The following is a 17,789-nucleotide window of genomic DNA, read 5'->3' on the forward strand; positions in this document are numbered from 1 at the left end:
ACGTCCCTGTTCTATCTACAGAGCCGCGGCGTATCACATGCAGAGGCCATGAGCATGCTCAGCTTCGGTTTTATCAACGAGCTGCTCAACGAGGTGCCGGAGCCTGCGATCCAGCAATATCTCCGCCCGCGTCTGGCCGAGCTGTTTGGTCGCAAGAGCGGCAAGATTGGACAATTGGCCCATGACTGATTTGGCGCTGAAGACGGGTACTGCGTTCGATGCCGAGCGGGTGCGCCTGGACTTTCCGATCCTGAACCAGGAGGTAAACGGGCATCCGCTGGTTTATCTGGACAACGCCGCTACCACGCAGAAGCCCAAGGCGGTTATTCAGGCGATTGTCGATTATTACCAGCAGGACAACAGCAACGTTCATCGCGGTGCCCACGCCCTGGCCGAACGCGCTACGGAGAAGTTCGAAGCGGCCCGCAACAAGGTGGCGCGTTTCATCAACTCCCCTGATGCCTGTCAGGTTATCTGGACCCGGGGCACCACGGAGAGCATTAATCTGGTAGCCGCCAGCTGGGGCAGGGCTAATCTGCAGAAGGGCGATCGGATTCTGGTGTCAGCGATGGAGCACCATTCCAATATTGTGCCCTGGCAGATGGTCGCGGCCGAAGTTGGCGCGACAGTTGAAGCTATCCCGGTGGATGGTACTGGTACCATCGACATGCAGGCTTTCGAGCAGATGCTCGATGAGCGTGTGCGCATGGTTGCCTGCGGCCACGTATCCAACGCCTTTGGCAGCATCAATCCGGTTGCGGACATCGTAAAGCTGGCCCACGACCATGGTGCGCTATGTCTGGTCGATGGCGCCCAGGCGATCAGTCACTGGGCGGTTGATGTGCAGGCGCTGGATTGTGACTTTTATGTCTTTTCGGCCCATAAGCTCTTCGGCCCCACTGGCCTTGGTGTGCTTTATGGACGCAGGGAATTGCTTGAAAGTATGAGCCCCTACCAGGGTGGCGGGGAAATGATCGAGTCGGTCAGTTTTGATGGCACGACCTACAACCAGCTGCCATACAAGTTCGAGGCTGGCACACCGGATATCGCCAGTGTCATCGGCATGGGCGCGGCAGTGGATTATGTTGAAGCGCTGGATCGTGAAGGCGCTGCTGCACATGAAGACGCGCTGCTTGCCTACGCACAAAAACGTGCACTGGATACGCCCGGTATGAAACTGGTTGGCACGGCCAGGAACAAGGTTGCGGTGATGAGCTTTCTGCTGGAGGGTGCCCACCCGCACGATGTTGGCATGCTGCTCGACCAGCAGGGTGTTGCGGTGCGCACAGGAAATCACTGCGCGCAACCTATCATGGACCAGTTCGGTATCCCGGGCACTATTCGCGCCAGTTTCAGTATTTACAATACCTTTGCCGATGTTGATCGTTTGTTCGAGGCATTGGCCAAGGTCAGACAGTTCCTATAGGAGTCATGCATGAGCGTTGAATCCTTTGATCCGGGCAGCCAGGTGGTAACAGTCACGCCCGCTGCACTGGAGCATTTCCGCCACCAGCTGGCGACTCAGCCCGGACGATCAGTCCGCCTGAGTGTGAAGAAGAGCGGTTGTACCGGTTTCATGTACGTGATCGATATGGTCGAGGAGGGCGCCGAGAGCGACCTGCATTACCGTCTTGATGATCAGATCGAACTCTTCGTAGACAGTGAGAGCCTACCGGTTCTCAGCGGCACGCAAATTGATCTGGTCAAGGAAGGCATCAACAAACAGATTCGTTTCGTCAATCCCAACGTCGTCGACCAGTGCGGTTGCGGTGAAAGTTTCAGCGTGAATTAAGGCAGACGTTCAGATGGAAAGACGTATGGTGGTTGCGCAGGCAGATTGTCCCGCGCGCCGGGTTCCGGATGGCACACCGCTGACCATTCCCAAGGACACCTTTGTTACCATAACCCAGGCACTGGGTGGCAATTACACGGTGACCTATAACGGCCAGATGGTCCGAGTTGACGGCACCGATGCGGCCAGGCTTGGCCTTGAGCCCGAGTTGCTCAGTTTCCCCGAGCCAACTGACGACCAGATTCATGAAGATCAGGTATGGGAAGCGCTACGCACGGTATATGACCCGGAGATCCCTGTGGATCTGGTAAATCTGGGGCTCATCTATGCTGTCTCAGTCGACCAGGAACATCGGCGTGTGGACATTCGCATGACCTTGACTGCGCCCGCCTGTGGCATGGGACCGGTTCTGGTCGGTGATGTGGAATACCGGGTGCGCCGTGTGCCGAATGTGGAGGCCGTTAAAGTGGATCTGGTTTTCGATCCGGCATGGTCCCGTGAAATGATGAGCGAAGAAGCCCAGCTTGCCACCGGCATGTTTTTTTGAGGAATTGCAGCACATGAGTCAGTTTGGCACCGAAGTCACCAGCGACGATATTATCGATACGCTGTCATTCTTCGACACATGGGAAGAGCGTTACAAGTACATAATCGACCTTGGTCGCGAGCTTCCAGCGCTGGAAGACGCTCAGCGTTCTGACGACCATATTGTGCGTGGTTGCCAGAGTCAGGTGTGGCTGGTCGGTCATGAACGGGACGGTCGCCTGTATTTTGATGCCGATAGCGATGCTTTTATCGTCAAGGGTTTGTTGGCTGTGGTATTGGCTGCCTATAACGGCAAAACCCCACAGGAAATCCTGGCCTTCGATATCGAGCAGTATTTTGCCGAATTGAATCTGCTCAAGCACCTGAGCATGACCCGTGGCAATGGCCTGAAAGCCATGGTCAAGCGCATTCAACAGAGTGCCGAAGCCAGCCTCTGACGAGAGTTCAGCGTCGGTGTCGCGCATGCACTTAAAAGCGAAACCGGACTGAGTCTATACGCAGATAATGTACCGTAACGAGTCATTTTCCTAAGGGATACATCTGCCTCTTGTTTGAGACTGTATCTGGATGTAATGTTCGCACTGCGAAACAATCCTGATCACGGTCGGGTTGAACAATAAAAACAGGCAGTACCTCAATGCACAATATCTGGATGCGTCTGAAGGACGATTTTCAGTTATCCATCATCACCCTGGTAGGGTTTTGCTCCCTGATCGGCATAACCCCCTATACCGTTTTCCGCTTGCTTGAAGGTAATCTGGTTGTCGGCTTGGTTGATGCGTTTCTGGTGTGCAGTACCATGCTCGCGGTGCTGTACGCCTGGCGAACCGGTAACACGCTGCGGCCAGGTCAGTTTTTGGCTGTGGTCTATTCGATTGGCACCTTCCTGGTTGCGATGAAGCTGGGCGTTAACGGGCTATTCTGGTTTTACACTCTTATTCTGTTCAACTTTTTTGTTGTGCCGCCGCTGCAGAGTGCCTTGGCGACCTTCAGCTCGCTGCTGGCCATCTGCATTTATGGCTATCTGAATCCCGGCGTGGTGTTTGAAAGTCATTATCAGATGACCTCGTTCTTTGTGACCTGTCTCATCGCCAGTTTTTTCGCCTCGGTTTTTGCCTACCGTGGCCGGCGTCAGCGTGTGCAACTGGTCGAGCTGGCCACACTGGATCCGCTGACTCGTGTGGGCAATCGCAGGGCGATGGATTCGGAACTGGAAATCGCCCTTGCCGAGCACCGACGGTACGGAACCCGCTACGGTATGCTGGTGTTGGATCTTGATCTGTTCAAGGAGGTCAACGACAGTCATGGGCACAAAGCCGGGGATCGTGTACTGATCGACTTTGCCCGCATCATCAAACAATCCTGTCGGCAATCTGACAGGTTGTTCCGCATGGGCGGTGAGGAGTTCGTTCTATTGCTTCCCAAGCTCTCCCGCGAGGGGCTGGAGAAAACCGCCGGACACATCCGCATGAGTGTTGCCGAACATCTCAAGGGGCCTGGTGGGCCCGTCACAGTCTCAATCGGCGGCTGTGTACTGGACCAACATGCCAGCGTTGATGCATGGATGCATGAAGCTGACTTGTGTCTGTACGAGGCAAAGGACGAAGGGCGTGACCGGTTCGTTATCAGCCCCGGGAATGGCTCTGAAAAGAAAGGAGAGCCGATGACCCAGACTGAAAACGAACTGAGTCTGTAATTCGCTCAGGGGTAGTTGCTGAACCTTGTCTGAGTGCCGTCCGCTTCAATTGCGATTACGTCGTAATTGTCTACTCTATCGCCTACTTCCATTCCGGGTGAGCCCACCGGCATACCTGGTACGGCAAGCCCCAGCAAGCCGGGCTGACGCTGCATGCGTAGGATGTCGGCGGCTGGGACATGGCCTTCCACAAAGCGTCCGTCAATAACTGCGGTGTGGCAGGAGCCCAGCTCCCGAGGCACACCTTGTTGTTGCTTGATCCGGCCCATATCACCTTCCAGGTGATCGTTCACTGCGAAACCGTTTTCCTCCAAATGGTCAATCCATGCTGAACAGCATCCGCAGTTAGGGTCTCGGTAGACGTCGATGGCGACAGGGTCGGCAGCGTATAACCAGCTTGCACTCAACATGCTGCCAGCGAGTATTGATGTCAGAGCTATGAGTTTCATGGGGCTCTCCTGTGATTTTTCCCAGAGTACGGTTTCCAAATGACTCTGGCAATCTTTGGGCGCAGGGGCTCGCCGGGGTTGAGCAAGATCTGTGTTGCCCGCAGTTACTGGTTCCCCTTGGGCCCGCCGGAATGGCCGGGCAATATCAGCCAGGCGATCAGGCCCGCGACCAGTGCCCAGAATGCAGCTCCGATCGAGAAAAGCGTAAAACCTGATGCGCTGATCAGAAACACGATTAGGGCGGCCTCTCGCTCCCCCGGCTGCTCCATTGCTTTTGCAAGCCCGTTGGCTATTGATCCCAGCAATGCCAGGGCCGCAATACTGATAACCAGTACGGGCGGGAGCGCCATGAACAAAGCTGTCAAATTGCCCGCGAACAGGGCTACGACAGCAAAGAAAACCCCGCACCAAAGTGCCGCCGTATAACGCCGGGCAGGATTGGAGTGTGATTGCTTGCCGGTGCATATAGCGGCGCTGATTGCCGCCAGGTTCAGTCCGTGTGACCCGAAAGGCGCCAGCAAAATCGTAGCGATTCCTGTCAGTGACAATATAGGTGCCGGATCGGGCTCGTATCCGTCAGTTTTGAGTATTGCCAGTCCCGGCAGGTTTTGCGACGTCATGGCCACGATATATAACGGTAAGCTGATACTGATGACGGTGCCCAGTGACCAGCTGGGTGTTGTCCATACTGGCGCGGTCAATGCCCAGGTGACCTCGGGCATATCCAGCATGCCCGCAAGCCATGCCACTAGGGTCCCGGTTATCAGTGCAATCAGTACCGCATAACGTGCCAGCCAACGTTTACCCAACAAATAACTGGCAAGCATCAAGACGATCAGAGCGGTGTGTTCGCTGGTACCATCAAACATCTGGCTGGCGATACGAAACAGAATGCCGGCCAACAAGGCGGCCGCCAGTGAAGTGGGAAGCCAGCGCATCAGGCGCGCTACGGTGCCGCTGATCCCGCTGACAAGAAGCATTAACCCACATACCATGAATGCACCTATCGCCTCACCGTAAGTCACACCCGGAAGGCTGGTTATCAGGAGCGCCGCGCCGGGGGTGGACCAGACAACGACCAGGGGCATCCGGTAACGCAGAGATAGCGCCAGGGTGCATATCGCCATGCCGATGGAGAGAGCCCAGATCCATGAAGCGATCTGCTCCGGGGTCAGACCGGCTGCCTGTCCCGCCTGGATCATCAACACGACAGAGGAGCTGTAGCCGGTCAGCATAGCGATAAACCCGGCCGTCAGGGTGGACAGGCTCGAGTCGCGCGTTACGCCATTGAGGATTGAAGGAAAGAAATTGATAGAACGCATGACGGGCCTGTGCCGGACCAGCTTGGATATGGTCCGCAATCATAGCCGCATCCACAGACCTGGCTGAGCTACAGCCAGGCCGTCAGATAGCGCAACAGTTACCGGGTTTCCTGTGCAAGGGGCGCGTCAGTCGTGCAGAGAGAAGCGATAGTCGTGACGCTCAAGGGGCGGGTCACCCGCACCAGCTTCATAGGTATCGACTACCACCTGGCCGTCAGCGTACAGCGACACAATGCGAAACATCGGAATGTGCCGCGTTTCATCCGGAATTTTGGTCCTTTCCAGTCCAGGTATGTGCAAATACTGCACGTGACCGATCTTTTTCGAGTGATCGACGCGGTCCATGTCCATATGCAGATCACCGGAAATCAGCACCGCCAGATTTTCCATACCAAGAACACTGTCAAAACTACCGTTGGTGATGCCCTTGTCCGCATTTTCCGGATAGGCGCCGGCCTGGGCGCCGTGGACGATCAGAAAAACCGGCTTGGGATACAGATGTTCAATCTGTTCAGCCATCCATTGCACACCGCTGTTATCAAAGTCACGGCCGTGATCCGGTGAGGCAAATACCAGGGCAACCTGTTCCCGCTCGACGACATAGCGGTCGTTACCTATGTGAGCTTTGCCGGCGTTCCAGCGATTGGCATATTGAAGGAAGCGGGCAACGCTGGAATGGTGCTCCTCGTTTCCCATGATGGGATAGAAGGGCAGGCTAAGTCGCTCGAGCTCCAGGCTGGCGTTGTCGTACTGAATCAAGGTGCCCTTGTGAGCGATATCACCAACGCCAATGACGAAATCCATGGGCTGTTCTGCAGCCAGACTATTGACGTGATCGACGGCGCTGGCCAGCCCGGGGAATTCAGCCAGGGGTTTGGGCTCGGCGTCACCCAACACAGCAAAGCGCAGTACGGGTTTTGAGTCATCTGTCGGACTGGCTTGTAGTGTGCTTGGGCCAACTAGAATCAAGGCCAGGATTAAAGCTAGAAATTTAGTAAAAATACTCATATAACTCCATGAATCTATTAGTATTAGTATCAAGTGGATGATCAGGCTCCGATCACGCCACCATCATCTCGGCTGATCAGAACCGTGGTACTGCGCGGGCGGGTTTGTCCATCGCTGGCGGGATAACTGATGCCCGGATGCTGTACGTTGATCCACATGCTTCGGTAATCCGGCGTCCAGGTAATACCGGTGATTTCTGCACCCGATGGGCCAACCAGAAAGCGCCTTACCTCGCGGCTGACAGGATCAGCGCACAGTAGCTGATTGCACCCGGTTCTTGCGGTGTGGGATGCCTGGTCATCCGAGTCGGTCTGAATCCAGAGACGACCGTCAGCGTCGAAGGCCAGACCGTCAGGGGATGAAAAAATATCGCCTTTGATATTGCCGGTCAGATGCTCAGCGACGGGCTGGCCAGAGTCATCCAGCGTGCCGGGTTGATCCCCGGCAAGCAGAAAGAGCTCCCAGGTGAAAGTCGTGGCAGTAGGGTCTGCGTCGCTTTCGTTCCAGCGGAGGATTTGGCCGTGCAGGTTATCGGGACGCGGGTTAGCCGCATCCACCCGGAAGCAGGATCCGCGTTCACTGTTGTTGGTCAGCGTCACATAGACTTCACGGGTTTGTGGATGAACGGCCACCCATTCCGGTCGATCCATCGGGGTGGCCTGCAGAAAATCAGCGGCGCCGCGGGCGTTGAGCAATACCCCTTGCTGGTCGACAAACCCATTCTCGGCAGTCAATCCATTTTCACCCCAGACCAGGGGTAACCATTGGCCTGACCCATCTGCATTGAACCGCGCAACATAGAGAATCCCGGCGTCGAGCAAGCGCCTGTTGGCGGCGGGCTGAGCCGCGTCGAATCGTCCCTCGGGCACAAACTTGTAGACGTATTCACCGCGGCTGTCGTCGCCGGAGTAGCAGGCCATGCGTCCATCGCCGCCAAGTGACAGCACCGAACACTCGCGCCCGAGGCGCCCCATAGCCGTGCGTTTTACCGGGGTTGCGGTTGGATCGAAGGGGTCGATTTCTACCACCCAGCCAAAGCGGTTGGGTTCATTGCAGTGCCCCAGATGAGGCTGCTCGGCATAGGGCGTGGCGTCAAATCGTGGATCTACCGATTCCCAGGCGTAATAGCGGCTGTTCTGTTGATTGCCGATACCGTAGCGTCGATGCTCGTCACGCTGCTGATAGTCAACACCATCACGATTGACGAAGTAGTTATGAAAATTCTCTTCGCATGCCAGATAGGTGCCCCAGGGCGTAACGCCCATTGAGCAGTTGTTCAGTGTGCCCAACACCTGCACACCAGCAGGATCACTGGCCGTCTTCATGCGGTTATCACCGCGTAACGGTCCGGCCAGGTCAATCGGGGACATGGCTGTCACTCTTCGGTTGTAACGGGATTTACTCACCCGCTGCCAGATACCGTGCTGGTCCCTGCGTACCTCGATGATGCTCAACCCGTGGGCCGCCTGCTCCTTGCGTACCTGATCCATGGGACGCTGTTTGCGCCCGGTATCGTCTTCGAAAAACGTCATCCCCCCGGTGTGCAGAGTCGGGTTGATGTATTCATGGTTGATAACCAGCAGACCATGATCATTGTGCGCATCGGCGAAGGGAAAGAAGTGCATGCCATCGTGGTTGTCGCCCGCCTGTTGCATTTGCGCCTGCCAATCGTCAGAGGCATCCGGCCGCCAGGTCGGGGCTTCCTCCAACACTGCATCGCCCCAGCTGAAGAAAGCTCTGGCGGAGTAACCCGGAGGCACGATGACCTGATCGAATGCGGCGGACGTTTGCGCGGCTACTCCCTTGAATCCCAGTAACGACGTTCCCATGGCCAGCGCTTCGGTACCCCAGAGCAATCTGCCGCCCAGAAAGCCAAAGGCTGCCAGGCCCAGGCTACCTTTCAGCAGATTACGGCGACTCTGGTTGACCAGGCTGTTCAGCGTGGGAGCCTTGCTCGGGTTGATGCTTTGATCGTCTGCTGCTTCGAGATCGGCATGGTAATGCTGGTGGTCCTGTCGCATGGTCATTGCTCCAAACGAAAACGGAAGGTATTGCGTACGCCGGGCACCGCTACAGCAACACCGTTTACAACCCGGGGCTGGTAACGAAAGCTCTTTGCGGAGGTAAGTGATGGTCGGGCAAACACCATGTCATCACAGCCGCCTTCGACCACCACCGGGTCCTTCACCTTGCCCTGTGCAGTCACGGTGTATTCCACGGTGCAGTCACCTTCCTTATGCCGATCCAGTGCCCGTTTCGGGTAGGCGGGAGGTTTCTTGCTGATCGGCTGATACTGGCTCAGGGTGTCTGCTGCCGCTTTGCTTTTTGCCGCCGCCAGGCGTTGCTGTTCAGCTCTGTCTAAAGCCTCATGGTGCGCTTGTTCGGCAGCCAGTTGCTCGAGCCGCTGCTGTTCACGTCTTTGCTCCTCCTTGAGGCGTTGTCGCTCGGCGATTCGGGCCTGCTCCCGGCGCTGTTGCTCGGCCAGTTTGGCTTCCTCACGCCGCTTCTCTTCCTCGACTCTTTTTCGGGCAATGGCGGCATGATCGATTTGAGGCTTTACCGGATCGGGCACTTTCACCTCGGCGGGTGGGGATGGCGGAGGCGGGGGTGGCTCCGGAGCCGGTGGTTCCGGCAGCGTAATCGGGGGCGGTTCGGGAGCCGGTGCGGTGTTGATCGTCACCAGTTGCGTCCTGAGCACCCGTTCCGTGGCCACCGCGGGCGCCTCAGGCGACCAGTTGCCGAGCAGCAGGGCAAAGACGCTTCCATGCAGTGCCATGGTGGCGACCGCAGGCCATGCAAAATGGCCGAGCCTGCTCGGGGGCGAGGGGTGAGATGGCGACTGGGTAGTCGGTGGCAGCATGGCAGTCATTGTCTCAGGGGGCCTCCGTAATCAAACCAAGCTGAACAACGCCGCTCTGCTGCAGAGCGGCCATGCCGGCGACCACCAGACCGTAGCCGGCCTCGCTATCGGCGCGTATGAACACCTGTGTTTCGGGATTGGCCGCGACCAGCCCCGAGACCCGGGCGGACATGTCCTGCAGGCTGGTGGCGCTCTCGCTGTAATGCTCGGTATCAACCGTCTCGCCCTGGTTCCAATGGTAGGTGCCGTCAGCTTCAACGGAGAGGGTGACGATGGATTGAGTCTCATCGGTTGGCAGGGCCTCACTGGCGACCTTGGGCAGTTCGATCTGTATGCCCTGGGTCAGCATGGGCGCGGTGACCATAAAGATCACCAACAGCACGAGCATGACGTCGATATAGGGCACCACATTCATCTCGGCCTTCGGTTTGCGTTTGTGCCTGACTGGACGCATGGGTTACCTCTGGCCTGGCGTGTGCAAACGACGGTGGAGCAGGGTGGCCAGTTCGTCGGCTACCGTGTAATAGCTGGCGATCAGATCTTCACTGCTGGCGGCAAAGCGGTTGTAGGCGATCACCGCGGGTATCGCAGCAAACAGGCCAATGGCGGTGGCGATAAGCGCCTCGGCAATTCCGGGGGCTACGGCCGCGAGGGTCGCCTGCTGAACCTGGGACAAGCCGATGAAGGAGTTCATGATTCCCCATACCGTCCCGAACAGGCCGATGTAGGGGCTGACTGAACCGACGGTGGCGAGAAAGGGTAATTGTTTTTCCAGCCGTTTTTCCTCACGGGCAATTGCGGTCATCATTGCCCGTTGGGTCCCTTCCATAACCGCGGTTGACTCGGTGCCGGGATACTGACTGAGCTGCTGGTATTCACCGAAGCCGGAGCGAAATACCTGTTCGGCGGCATTACGGTTCTCGGTTGAATTGGAAAACAACTGATCGAGATTGCCTGCTGCCTTGAACTGATTCTCGAACTGACGCAGCGAGCGTCGGGCAGATGCCATGAGCGTGCTGCGTTGTACTATCACGAACCAGGACGCGACGGACGCCGCGACCAGAACCAGCATGACGATCTGTACCAGCACACTGGCTTCTTCTATCAATCCCCAAATGGACATAGTGTCTACCGTTGTAGGCATGGCTTTGTGTCTCCGTTAAGGGGCCGCCATTGGCAGCCCGTACACCTATTGAATGATGCTTGTGTGACGATCTGTGGACAGGTTCAGTCCAGACCCAGCGCCTTGGCGACGTCCTGCCAGGCCACATATTTGTAGTTCTGGTTGCCCTCTGGCATACGCTTGCGGCCGTCCTGCAGGACCAGCATGCCTTTGCCCCAAGCGCTGCCCAGATTGCTCGAGTTGATTTCCAGTCCGTCGGTTTCCGACACGCCATCAATTCCCCCTTCGGCGTTCAGACCGACCCGGAAGGCGCCGCGTACGGTGTAGGGCGCTTCGCCGTCGAGCACTACAAAGCTGTCGTTGCCCTGACTGGAAATCACCAGATAGGGATGCTCCGGATGCTGGTAGAACGCCAGACCCTCGATGTCGTCCTTTACCAGACCGCCAATCCCGACTACCTTTTGTAGCGTTGCAGGCGCATCGGCGCCGGCGTCCAGCACCCATACCGCCTCGTCTTCTTCACCGATAAACAGCTTCTGGCGTTGATCATCGGCAACGCAGCCCTCGGGCTGGGTCTGGGTGGCGAACTCGCGGACCAGCTCGCCTCGGACCTGCTGGACCTCTGCGCTCAACTGGTACTGCAGAAACCGGCCGCTCTTGCTATTGGCAATGGCGTAGATGAGGCCCTCTGGCGACTGGCTCAGGCACAGGCCGTAAATCTCGCTTAAAGGTGTTGGAATCTGGCCTATGTCTGTCAGTTCGCCGCTGGACTGGTCAATGGCAAACAGATGCAGACTGTTTCTGTCGCGATTACTCGCCACGGCCAGGTCAACCAAGCCCCCATTGAAGGTAAAGTTGCGACGCACATCGACGTTATTCAGCCGGCCAACCGCGAGAAACTGCAGCTCCTTGCCCTGCAGGTCATAAACAGCCAGACCCGCGCGCTTGTCGGTGCCCAGTACGCGACTGCGTTCCGGCTGGCTGGGATGGACCCATATGGCTGGATCGTCAGCCGCATCGCCGGCGCTGGGTATAGCGTCGGTATGTATCCGGGGTAGCAGAACCGGTAAGGGAGCAGCTAGTTCGGCTGGTTCGGGACGCCATTGCAGCTCTCCCGCAAACAGCGCCGTTTTGCCATCGTTGACCAGCAGCAGGTCAATGCCATTTTCGGTTGGCCGGCTGGTGACTCGTTCAGGTTCTTCAAGCTCGCTCAGGCTTATGGGCGGCAGTGCGGACCAGTCGTTGCCGGTCTGCTGGTAGCGGTGCATAAGAGCGGCTTCGGCATCCAGCACCAACAATCCTCCAGGCACGGCAGTCACACCCGCTGCGCTTGCGGCTATGGAGCCAAAGGGGGCGACCATGTCAATTGCTGCACGGCTCAGTTCTGCCTCGGGATGTGCCCCGTAGGCCCAGACACCAACGGTCTCTTCGTTGACGAAGAGCAGATGTTGCTGGTCATCTACTGCGCAGAACTCGCTTTGGGGTGGCATGCTCAAACGCCGGACCGGCAAAGCACTGTCGAGCAGGCGCTGGTCGCTCGCTATCAGCCACTGCTCTCCAATACCTTCCTCTCCGAGCAGAAAGAGAAACAGATTCTCTTGCTCGTCTCTGTACAGGCAAAGGTTTTCAACCTTGTACTGGGTAGCAGGGAGATACAGCGGCTGTCCGAAGCTTTGATCCTGGCTATTGAATCTGATCAGCATGGGCCTGGCGGTACGGCTGTTCACGCTGGCCAGAGTAAGACCGCCCGCGTGTGAACGCACATCCAGAGTGGCAAAACGGCCGGGCAGATGCGCTTGGACCTTGCCCTGGTCATTCATCAACCACAAACCCTTGTTATTGGCGGCGGCACGGTCCAGGTCGCCGTTGTCGGCATGTTCGGGTATTAAGGTCCAGCTTTCTGCGTTGCCAGCTGACTCGGGTTCCCACCCTGTGAGTGTCAACCGTGGTTGTTCTGTGGGCAGGGCGCTGGCGTTAGCAGTTGTGCCGGAGCCTTGATCTTCCTGCGTCTGACTTTCAGCAGGTGTGCATCCGCCAAGCAATGCTGCACTGGACACCAGCGCGGCGGCCAGTGTGAGTGTGAAGCGATTAATCATCATTTGTTCTCAAAAAAATCAGGATGTCCCGGCCCTCGGGGCCGGGGCGATAGGGCCTCAGAACTGGCTGAGCGTCAGGCCCAGCTTGTAGCTCGGACCGTACTCTTCGTACTGGGCGTTGAAGCGGCGGCTGCCGGTGTAAACGTAATAGGATTCATCGGTCAGGTTCTGCGCCTCGAAGAACACCTGGAGGTTCTGGGTCAGGAAGTAGCTGGCGCTGAAATCGACAAACAGCTGATCATCGACCTGGAAGTCATAGCGTTTATCAAGCACGTTACCGACCTCGTCGAGGTAGTCGGACTTGTAGTTGCTCGACAGGCGCAGGCTGAGCTTCTCGTTCTCCCAGCCCAGGGTCAGGTTGCCTGTGACATCCGATTGACCGGGCAGGCTGATGTCGCGACCCCTGCGCGCGCCGAGATCCTGGTCGAACTGGTCTATGCGGGCATTGGAGCGCGTGAAGGTCGAATTGGCATTGAGCAGGAATCCGTTCCAGGGGCTGGGCAACCAGTTGAATTTCTGGGAGTAGGCCAGTTCAAGGCCATAAACTTCCGCCTCGTCGCCGTTGACCGAGGTTAAAGCTTCATCGAAACCCACATAGTCACCGGTACCGGCGACGTTTGCGCTGTAGATGAAGTTTTCGATGTCCTTGTAGAAGACGAAAGCTGACACAGCCCCGGCGCGGCCCATGTAGTGCTCGATCCCCAGATCGAAGTTGCTGGCTTCCAGTGGGTCAAGGCCCGGGTTGCCAAACTCGGCCTCATCACCGTCCAGCACGAATCCCGGAAACAGTTGACCGAAGGTCGGCCGCACGACGCTGTTGGTCCAGGCCGCACGGATCTGGGTTTTGGAATTGAGCTGATAGATGGCGTGCAGACCGGGCAGCCAGTGATCGTAGTCGTTGGAGGTGTTGCTGGCTTCGAAAACACCGTCATTCAACCCGGTGCCGCGGGCATCGAGCTTGGTACTCTCGTACCGTATGCCGGCAATGATACGTAGCGCGTCGATATCCACAGTATTCATGATGTAGGCGGCGTTGATGTCTTCGTCGATATCGAAATCGTTGATCCGTGATTCTTCCTCGTCGTAGAAATCGTCACGCGCCAGGCCGCCAATCAGGTTCTGTACCGCGTCCGGTGAAGCGCCTGGGCCAAAGCGACCCAGACCGTAATCGGTATTACCGCGGCTGAAGTTGGTCATGTTGAGCTGATCATCCGTAAAGCCCAGCTCATCAAAGTCTTCATAGACCCAGACATCCAGATCGTTGTCCTTTTGGCGCCGGCTGGCCTTGGCACCAAACTTCAGCTGGGACGGCATCATGCTGATGTAGAAATCCCGGGTCAGGTCCAGGCGAATGTTGCGTTCGGTGTCTGTGGTGGTCTGTTTTTCCTGCTCTACTTCATCGAGTGTGAAGCTCGATGGGTCGTAAAAGCTGTCTTCGATACTCAAGCGGGGTTTGCGCGTGTCGGTAAAGCCGGCATTGATAAAGTCATCGTTACCGGCGAAAGAGGCGTTGGCCAGACCGTCCGGGCTTTTTTCACTTGCCTGGCTGTAACCGGCCTGGGCGGCAAGAGTCCAGTCACCCAGGTGCCGTTTGCCTCCCAATACCAGGCTCTTGACCTCCTGAGTCTCCTCGCGTGCCTTCAGTTCGCGTGCCGCCTCGGCGGTGCCTGACTGACCGCTGCCTTGCGGATCTGCAAATTCAATTACGCTCGCCTGGCGGACTTCATCGTCCTTGTAGCGACTGTAAAGTGTGCGCAGATACACTTCACTGTCTTCATCAGGACGGTAATCAAAGTTGAGGCCTAACCCTGTTCGCTCCCGGGTAATGTCGTAGCGACGCTGCTCGAGCTCCTCGAGCGCTGGGCCGTTATCGAAATCCCAGGCTCCTCCGGTTTCGACATTGTCGGAGCCGAAGTCCCGCTCCTGCCAACTGACTGCGGCGGCGAACGCAAAATTGTCCACGCCGTCGCCAAGGCTGTAACGGTCACTGAATGAGCCAGACAGCTTCGGGCTGGTCTGACTGGTATTTTCATCGTAGCTTCCTTCGGCGTTAATGCTGTAGAACTGCTCGTCGTGGTCGAAACCAGACAGGCTTTCCACTTCGATAGTGCCGCCCAGGGAGTTGGCATCCATATCGGGGGTGAGTGTCTTGACGACGGAAAGCGACTGGATCAACTCGCTGGGCAATACGTCCAGCGCCACTGCGCGGCGATCGTCTTCGGGGGCGGGTACCAGCGTGCCGTTGATCGTCACGCTGTTCAGGTCCGAACCCAGGCCACGAACCCGAACGAAACGTCCTTCGCCCTGATCACGTTCTACCGAGAGGCCGGGTACTCGCTGCAAAGCTTCTGCAGCGTTGTCATCGGGTAACTGGCCAATAGCGTCGGCATGTACCACGCTTTCGATCGAACTGGAGCGGCGCTGTTCTTCAAGCGCTTGCTCCAATTGGGCTGCCTGGCCGATTACCTCGACGATCTCGGGCTGGTTTTCCGCCGCCCAACCCTGCGCGCAGGCGCTGATGGCCAATGCCATGACGCTGATTCTGAATCCATTACGAGTAACAATCTGCTTTCGGCCTGACATGGTTCTTCCCCCGGTTGATTGCCATGGAGCAAGGAGCTGCTTGCTCTGTTGCCAACGGACCTTAGGGAGCCTGGATGTCAGTTTGGTTACAATGCTTGCCGGCGCGCCCCGTTTTCGGGGGTTGTGGGGCAATTTCCAATCAGTTTTGAGCTTAATTGACTCGTCAGAACAGGAAAGAGTAAACGGTTCTACAGGCCTGCGTGGGCGCGTTGGGGCGGAGTGCGGCATTCAGAGAGAAAGATGCTGCGTTCGTGCGAGCTGAATTGACCCCCCACGCTGCAATCTCCCTGTCATCTGCCTCTGTTGTTCTGGGCAGCATGTCCCAGTCGGAGGCCTCCATGCCCTCATTGTTCGCATTTCACCGCATCAAGCTATTGGTGCTGTTTCTGGTAGCCAATCTCGGGCTGATCCTGCATTTGTCCCTGGGAGCAGTGAAGCCTCTGTCCATCTGGGATCCGCTGGACGTGGCGGGCGAGGGCGGGTCGGCGATACTGGTGCTGGTATGGATATGTCTACTGCTGAAAAGTCGACCTGCGGGTCGTGTTACCACACTCCTGTTTGCCGGTCTTGCCTGCTTGTTCTTTTCCCTGTGGATGGATGTGATTGATGAGTTCATCCAGTTGCCCGACAGCGTACGTTGGGACGGATGGCTTGAGTCCGGGCCGATGCCGGTGGGTTTCGTGCTGCTTACGTTGGGCATCTATCACTGGCACAGTGAGCAACTGGCGATCAACCTGCAGATGCGCAACCGTGAACGGCTTTACCGTGAGCATCGCGAGTTCGACACACTGACCCCGCTGGGAGGCGCGACCTATCTCAGAAACCAGATCGGGTCGTCCATTCAGCAGGCAGAAGCAGACCGTCAACCGCTATCGCTGGTCATGTTGGATATGGATACATTCAACACGATCAATCGCGATTACGGACAGGCAGAAGGTGACCGCGTGCTGCAGGTGGTCACGCAATTGGTTCTACTGAACCTGCGTGAACACGATCTGCTCTGCCGCCTGGCCGGCGACCGCTTCGTTATTGTCCTGCCCAATACATTGGAGTCGCAGGCAAAGGTAATGGCAATGGAGGTGTCACTGGCCATTGCGCACCTGGCCTACAGAACCACCGGACAGGGTGAGCGGCTTGTGCTGAGCGCCACTACGGTGGCGGTGATGGCGCGACAGGAAAGCGCGGAGGGTCTGCTGGAACGCCTGAACCTGCGCATGGCACAGGCCAAGCAGATGCCTCTGGCCCGCAGCGCATGAGCAATGCACCTGCCAGACAACGGAACTGGTACGAACGCGATGCGCGCTTCATTCCGGCCCATCACCAACCTGCCAGTCTGCTTGATCTGGCGTTGGGACGCGGAATTGACAGTCACCGACTGCTGCGGGGTACCGGACTGTTTTACCAGGATATTCTGGGTGGTCGGCAGTCGGTTACCGCCGAGCAGTTTCTGCGACTGATCGACAACGTGCGTCAACTGCAAGGCGGAGATGATTGCAGCTTTCTGTTCGGCCAGCAGTTGTTGCCCGGCCATTACGGGAATGCCAGCCACGCCCTGCGCCACGCCCAGAATCTGCAGCAGGCCCTGGAGCGTCTGGTGCTTTTACGCCGGCGCCTTTCGCCTCTTCTGACCCCCCGTTTCAGGCTGGATGACCGGTACGCTTATATCCATTGGTTCGATAGCTGCGGGGTGGGCGGACGTGAAATCTTCCTGATGGAGGCGTGCATGACAGCGGTTACGGCCATGTGTCGGTGGCTCTCGGGCGGGCCCTTGCCATGGCAATACCAGTTGCGCCATCCGAAACCCGGTTATGTCGAACAATATTGGGTACATCTGAGCGAGGAGGTGCGGTTCGGTTGCCCGCAAAACCTTATGCGTCTGCCGCGCGAATTCCTGGTTCGGCCCTGGTCCAATGTGTCCGTGACGGTAGGGCAGGTAGCCGAGCAGGCCAGCCTTGAAGAGTTGGCAGCAGCTGATGAAATGGCCCCAAGCATGCTCGATATCCTGTTCGAATATCTCCATGAACATATCCGGCAGCCCCTTGGGCTCGACCGCCTGGCCGAGGCACAGGGGATGAGCGCGGCAACGCTCAAACGCAAGCTGAAGCGACACGATACCCATTTTCAGCAGCTGCTCGATCAGGTCAGAACCTATGTGGCATTGGACCTCTATGTGAGCAAGGGCTTTAGCAGTGACGAAGTGGCGGCTTATCTGAACTTCAATGACAAGGCCAACTTCCGTCGTTCTTTCAAGCGCTGGACAGGGCTGTTGCCCAGCGATTTGCCGGGCAGCTTTGCCTGAACAGCATTGTGAACC

16 protein-coding genes and 1 pseudogene are annotated in these 17,789 nt (G+C 57.4%); 8 read left to right on the forward strand and 9 right to left on the reverse strand.

The annotated features are described in order from the left end of the window. From FZF01_RS19515 to FZF01_RS04140, 6 genes and pseudogenes are all read left to right on the forward strand, one after another. Positions 1-189 (forward strand): annotated as a pseudogene (locus FZF01_RS19515) (hypothetical protein); the annotation flags it as partial. Next, positions 182-1,426 carry an aminotransferase class V-fold PLP-dependent enzyme gene (locus FZF01_RS04120; RefSeq protein WP_150276883.1) on the forward strand — a complete coding sequence of 415 codons (1,245 nt, stop codon included), beginning with the start codon at positions 182-184 and terminating at the stop codon, positions 1,424-1,426. The pseudogene FZF01_RS19515 and the gene FZF01_RS04120, both read left to right, overlap by 8 nt. 9 nt (positions 1,427-1,435) lie before the next feature. Then, complete coding sequence (locus FZF01_RS04125; RefSeq protein ID WP_150276884.1) at positions 1,436-1,792, forward strand: HesB/IscA family protein; 357 nt, start codon at positions 1,436-1,438, stop codon at positions 1,790-1,792. A 13-nt stretch (positions 1,793-1,805) separates the two neighbouring features. Beyond that, entirely contained in the window at positions 1,806-2,339 is a 534-nt protein-coding gene (gene sufT, locus FZF01_RS04130) for a putative Fe-S cluster assembly protein SufT (RefSeq protein ID WP_223825384.1), read from the forward strand. Between the two features lie 13 nt (positions 2,340-2,352). Next, entirely contained in the window at positions 2,353-2,775 is a 423-nt protein-coding gene (locus tag FZF01_RS04135; RefSeq protein ID WP_150276885.1) for a SufE family protein, read from the forward strand. Between the two features lie 200 nt (positions 2,776-2,975). Continuing rightward, entirely contained in the window at positions 2,976-4,034 is a 1,059-nt protein-coding gene (locus FZF01_RS04140) for a GGDEF domain-containing protein (protein WP_150276886.1), read from the forward strand. 5 nt (positions 4,035-4,039) lie between these two features. Here the strand turns inward: FZF01_RS04140 and FZF01_RS04145 are convergent, their stop codons facing one another. The 9 genes from FZF01_RS04145 to FZF01_RS04185 all read right to left on the reverse strand — a co-directional run bounded on the left by FZF01_RS04145 (position 4,040) and on the right by FZF01_RS04185 (position 15,424). Next, positions 4,040-4,483, reverse strand: coding sequence for a DUF411 domain-containing protein (locus FZF01_RS04145; protein WP_150276887.1), 444 nt, complete (start codon positions 4,481-4,483; stop codon positions 4,040-4,042). Between the two features lie 104 nt (positions 4,484-4,587). Beyond that, positions 4,588-5,805: a benzoate/H(+) symporter BenE family transporter gene (locus FZF01_RS04150; protein ID WP_150276888.1), complete on the reverse strand. Its 1,218-nt coding sequence runs from the start codon at positions 5,803-5,805 to the stop codon at positions 4,588-4,590. A 126-nt stretch (positions 5,806-5,931) separates the two neighbouring features. After that, complete coding sequence (locus FZF01_RS04155) at positions 5,932-6,813, reverse strand: metallophosphoesterase family protein (protein ID WP_150276889.1); 882 nt, start codon at positions 6,811-6,813, stop codon at positions 5,932-5,934. A 41-nt stretch (positions 6,814-6,854) separates the two neighbouring features. Next, complete coding sequence (locus FZF01_RS04160; protein WP_150276890.1) at positions 6,855-8,834, reverse strand: PhoX family protein; 1,980 nt, start codon at positions 8,832-8,834, stop codon at positions 6,855-6,857. 2 nt (positions 8,835-8,836) lie between these two features. Then, on the reverse strand, positions 8,837-9,682 hold the full coding sequence (locus FZF01_RS04165) for an energy transducer TonB (RefSeq protein WP_150276891.1): 846 nt from the start codon (positions 9,680-9,682) through the stop codon (positions 8,837-8,839). 4 nt (positions 9,683-9,686) lie between these two features. Further along, complete coding sequence (gene tolR, locus FZF01_RS04170) at positions 9,687-10,127, reverse strand: protein TolR (RefSeq protein ID WP_150276892.1); 441 nt, start codon at positions 10,125-10,127, stop codon at positions 9,687-9,689. Positions 10,128-10,130: 3 nt separating this feature from the next. Continuing rightward, positions 10,131-10,817 carry a protein TolQ gene (gene tolQ / locus FZF01_RS04175; RefSeq protein WP_150276893.1) on the reverse strand — a complete coding sequence of 229 codons (687 nt, stop codon included), beginning with the start codon at positions 10,815-10,817 and terminating at the stop codon, positions 10,131-10,133. Positions 10,818-10,900: 83 nt separating this feature from the next. After that, entirely contained in the window at positions 10,901-12,892 is a 1,992-nt protein-coding gene (locus FZF01_RS04180; RefSeq protein WP_444542567.1) for a phytase, read from the reverse strand. A 57-nt stretch (positions 12,893-12,949) separates the two neighbouring features. Then, positions 12,950-15,424, reverse strand: a complete 2,475-nt coding sequence (locus tag FZF01_RS04185; RefSeq protein WP_223825405.1) for a TonB-dependent receptor — start codon at positions 15,422-15,424, stop codon at positions 12,950-12,952. Between the two features lie 389 nt (positions 15,425-15,813). Between FZF01_RS04185 and FZF01_RS04190 the strand changes: the two genes are divergently transcribed. Both FZF01_RS04190 and FZF01_RS04195 read left to right on the forward strand, forming a co-directional pair. Continuing rightward, positions 15,814-16,731 carry a GGDEF domain-containing protein gene (locus tag FZF01_RS04190; RefSeq protein ID WP_150276896.1) on the forward strand — a complete coding sequence of 306 codons (918 nt, stop codon included), beginning with the start codon at positions 15,814-15,816 and terminating at the stop codon, positions 16,729-16,731. Continuing rightward, positions 16,728-17,774, forward strand: a complete 1,047-nt coding sequence (locus tag FZF01_RS04195; protein WP_150276897.1) for an AraC family transcriptional regulator — start codon at positions 16,728-16,730, stop codon at positions 17,772-17,774. Before FZF01_RS04190 ends, FZF01_RS04195 begins: the two co-directional genes overlap by 4 nt. The last annotated feature ends 15 nt before the right edge of the window (positions 17,775-17,789 follow it).

Source organism: Halopseudomonas salina (genome assembly GCF_008641105.1).

Bases quoted from the DNA above. Each gene is read 5' to 3' on its own strand.
- FZF01_RS04135 (WP_150276885.1), top strand. From the start codon at position 2,353: ATGAGTCAGTTTGGCACCGAAGTCACCAGCGACGATATTATCGATACG.
- tolQ (WP_150276893.1), bottom strand. From the start codon at position 10,817: ATGCCTACAACGGTAGACACTATGTCCATTTGGGGATTGATAGAAGAA.
- FZF01_RS04125 (WP_150276884.1), top strand. From the start codon at position 1,436: ATGAGCGTTGAATCCTTTGATCCGGGCAGCCAGGTGGTAACAGTCACG.
- FZF01_RS04150 (WP_150276888.1), bottom strand. From the start codon at position 5,805: ATGCGTTCTATCAATTTCTTTCCTTCAATCCTCAATGGCGTAACGCGC.
- sufT (WP_223825384.1), top strand. From the start codon at position 1,806: ATGGAAAGACGTATGGTGGTTGCGCAGGCAGATTGTCCCGCGCGCCGG.
- FZF01_RS04120 (WP_150276883.1), top strand. From the start codon at position 182: ATGACTGATTTGGCGCTGAAGACGGGTACTGCGTTCGATGCCGAGCGG.
- FZF01_RS04190 (WP_150276896.1), top strand. From the start codon at position 15,814: ATGCCCTCATTGTTCGCATTTCACCGCATCAAGCTATTGGTGCTGTTT.
- FZF01_RS04195 (WP_150276897.1), top strand. From the start codon at position 16,728: ATGAGCAATGCACCTGCCAGACAACGGAACTGGTACGAACGCGATGCG.
- FZF01_RS04140 (WP_150276886.1), top strand. From the start codon at position 2,976: ATGCACAATATCTGGATGCGTCTGAAGGACGATTTTCAGTTATCCATC.
- FZF01_RS04160 (WP_150276890.1), bottom strand. From the start codon at position 8,834: ATGCGACAGGACCACCAGCATTACCATGCCGATCTCGAAGCAGCAGAC.
- FZF01_RS04145 (WP_150276887.1), bottom strand. From the start codon at position 4,483: ATGAAACTCATAGCTCTGACATCAATACTCGCTGGCAGCATGTTGAGT.
- tolR (WP_150276892.1), bottom strand. From the start codon at position 10,127: ATGCGTCCAGTCAGGCACAAACGCAAACCGAAGGCCGAGATGAATGTG.
- FZF01_RS04155 (WP_150276889.1), bottom strand. From the start codon at position 6,813: ATGAGTATTTTTACTAAATTTCTAGCTTTAATCCTGGCCTTGATTCTA.
- FZF01_RS04165 (WP_150276891.1), bottom strand. From the start codon at position 9,682: ATGACTGCCATGCTGCCACCGACTACCCAGTCGCCATCTCACCCCTCG.
- FZF01_RS04185 (WP_223825405.1), bottom strand. From the start codon at position 15,424: ATGGCATTGGCCATCAGCGCCTGCGCGCAGGGTTGGGCGGCGGAAAAC.
- FZF01_RS04180 (WP_444542567.1), bottom strand. From the start codon at position 12,892: ATGATTAATCGCTTCACACTCACACTGGCCGCCGCGCTGGTGTCCAGT.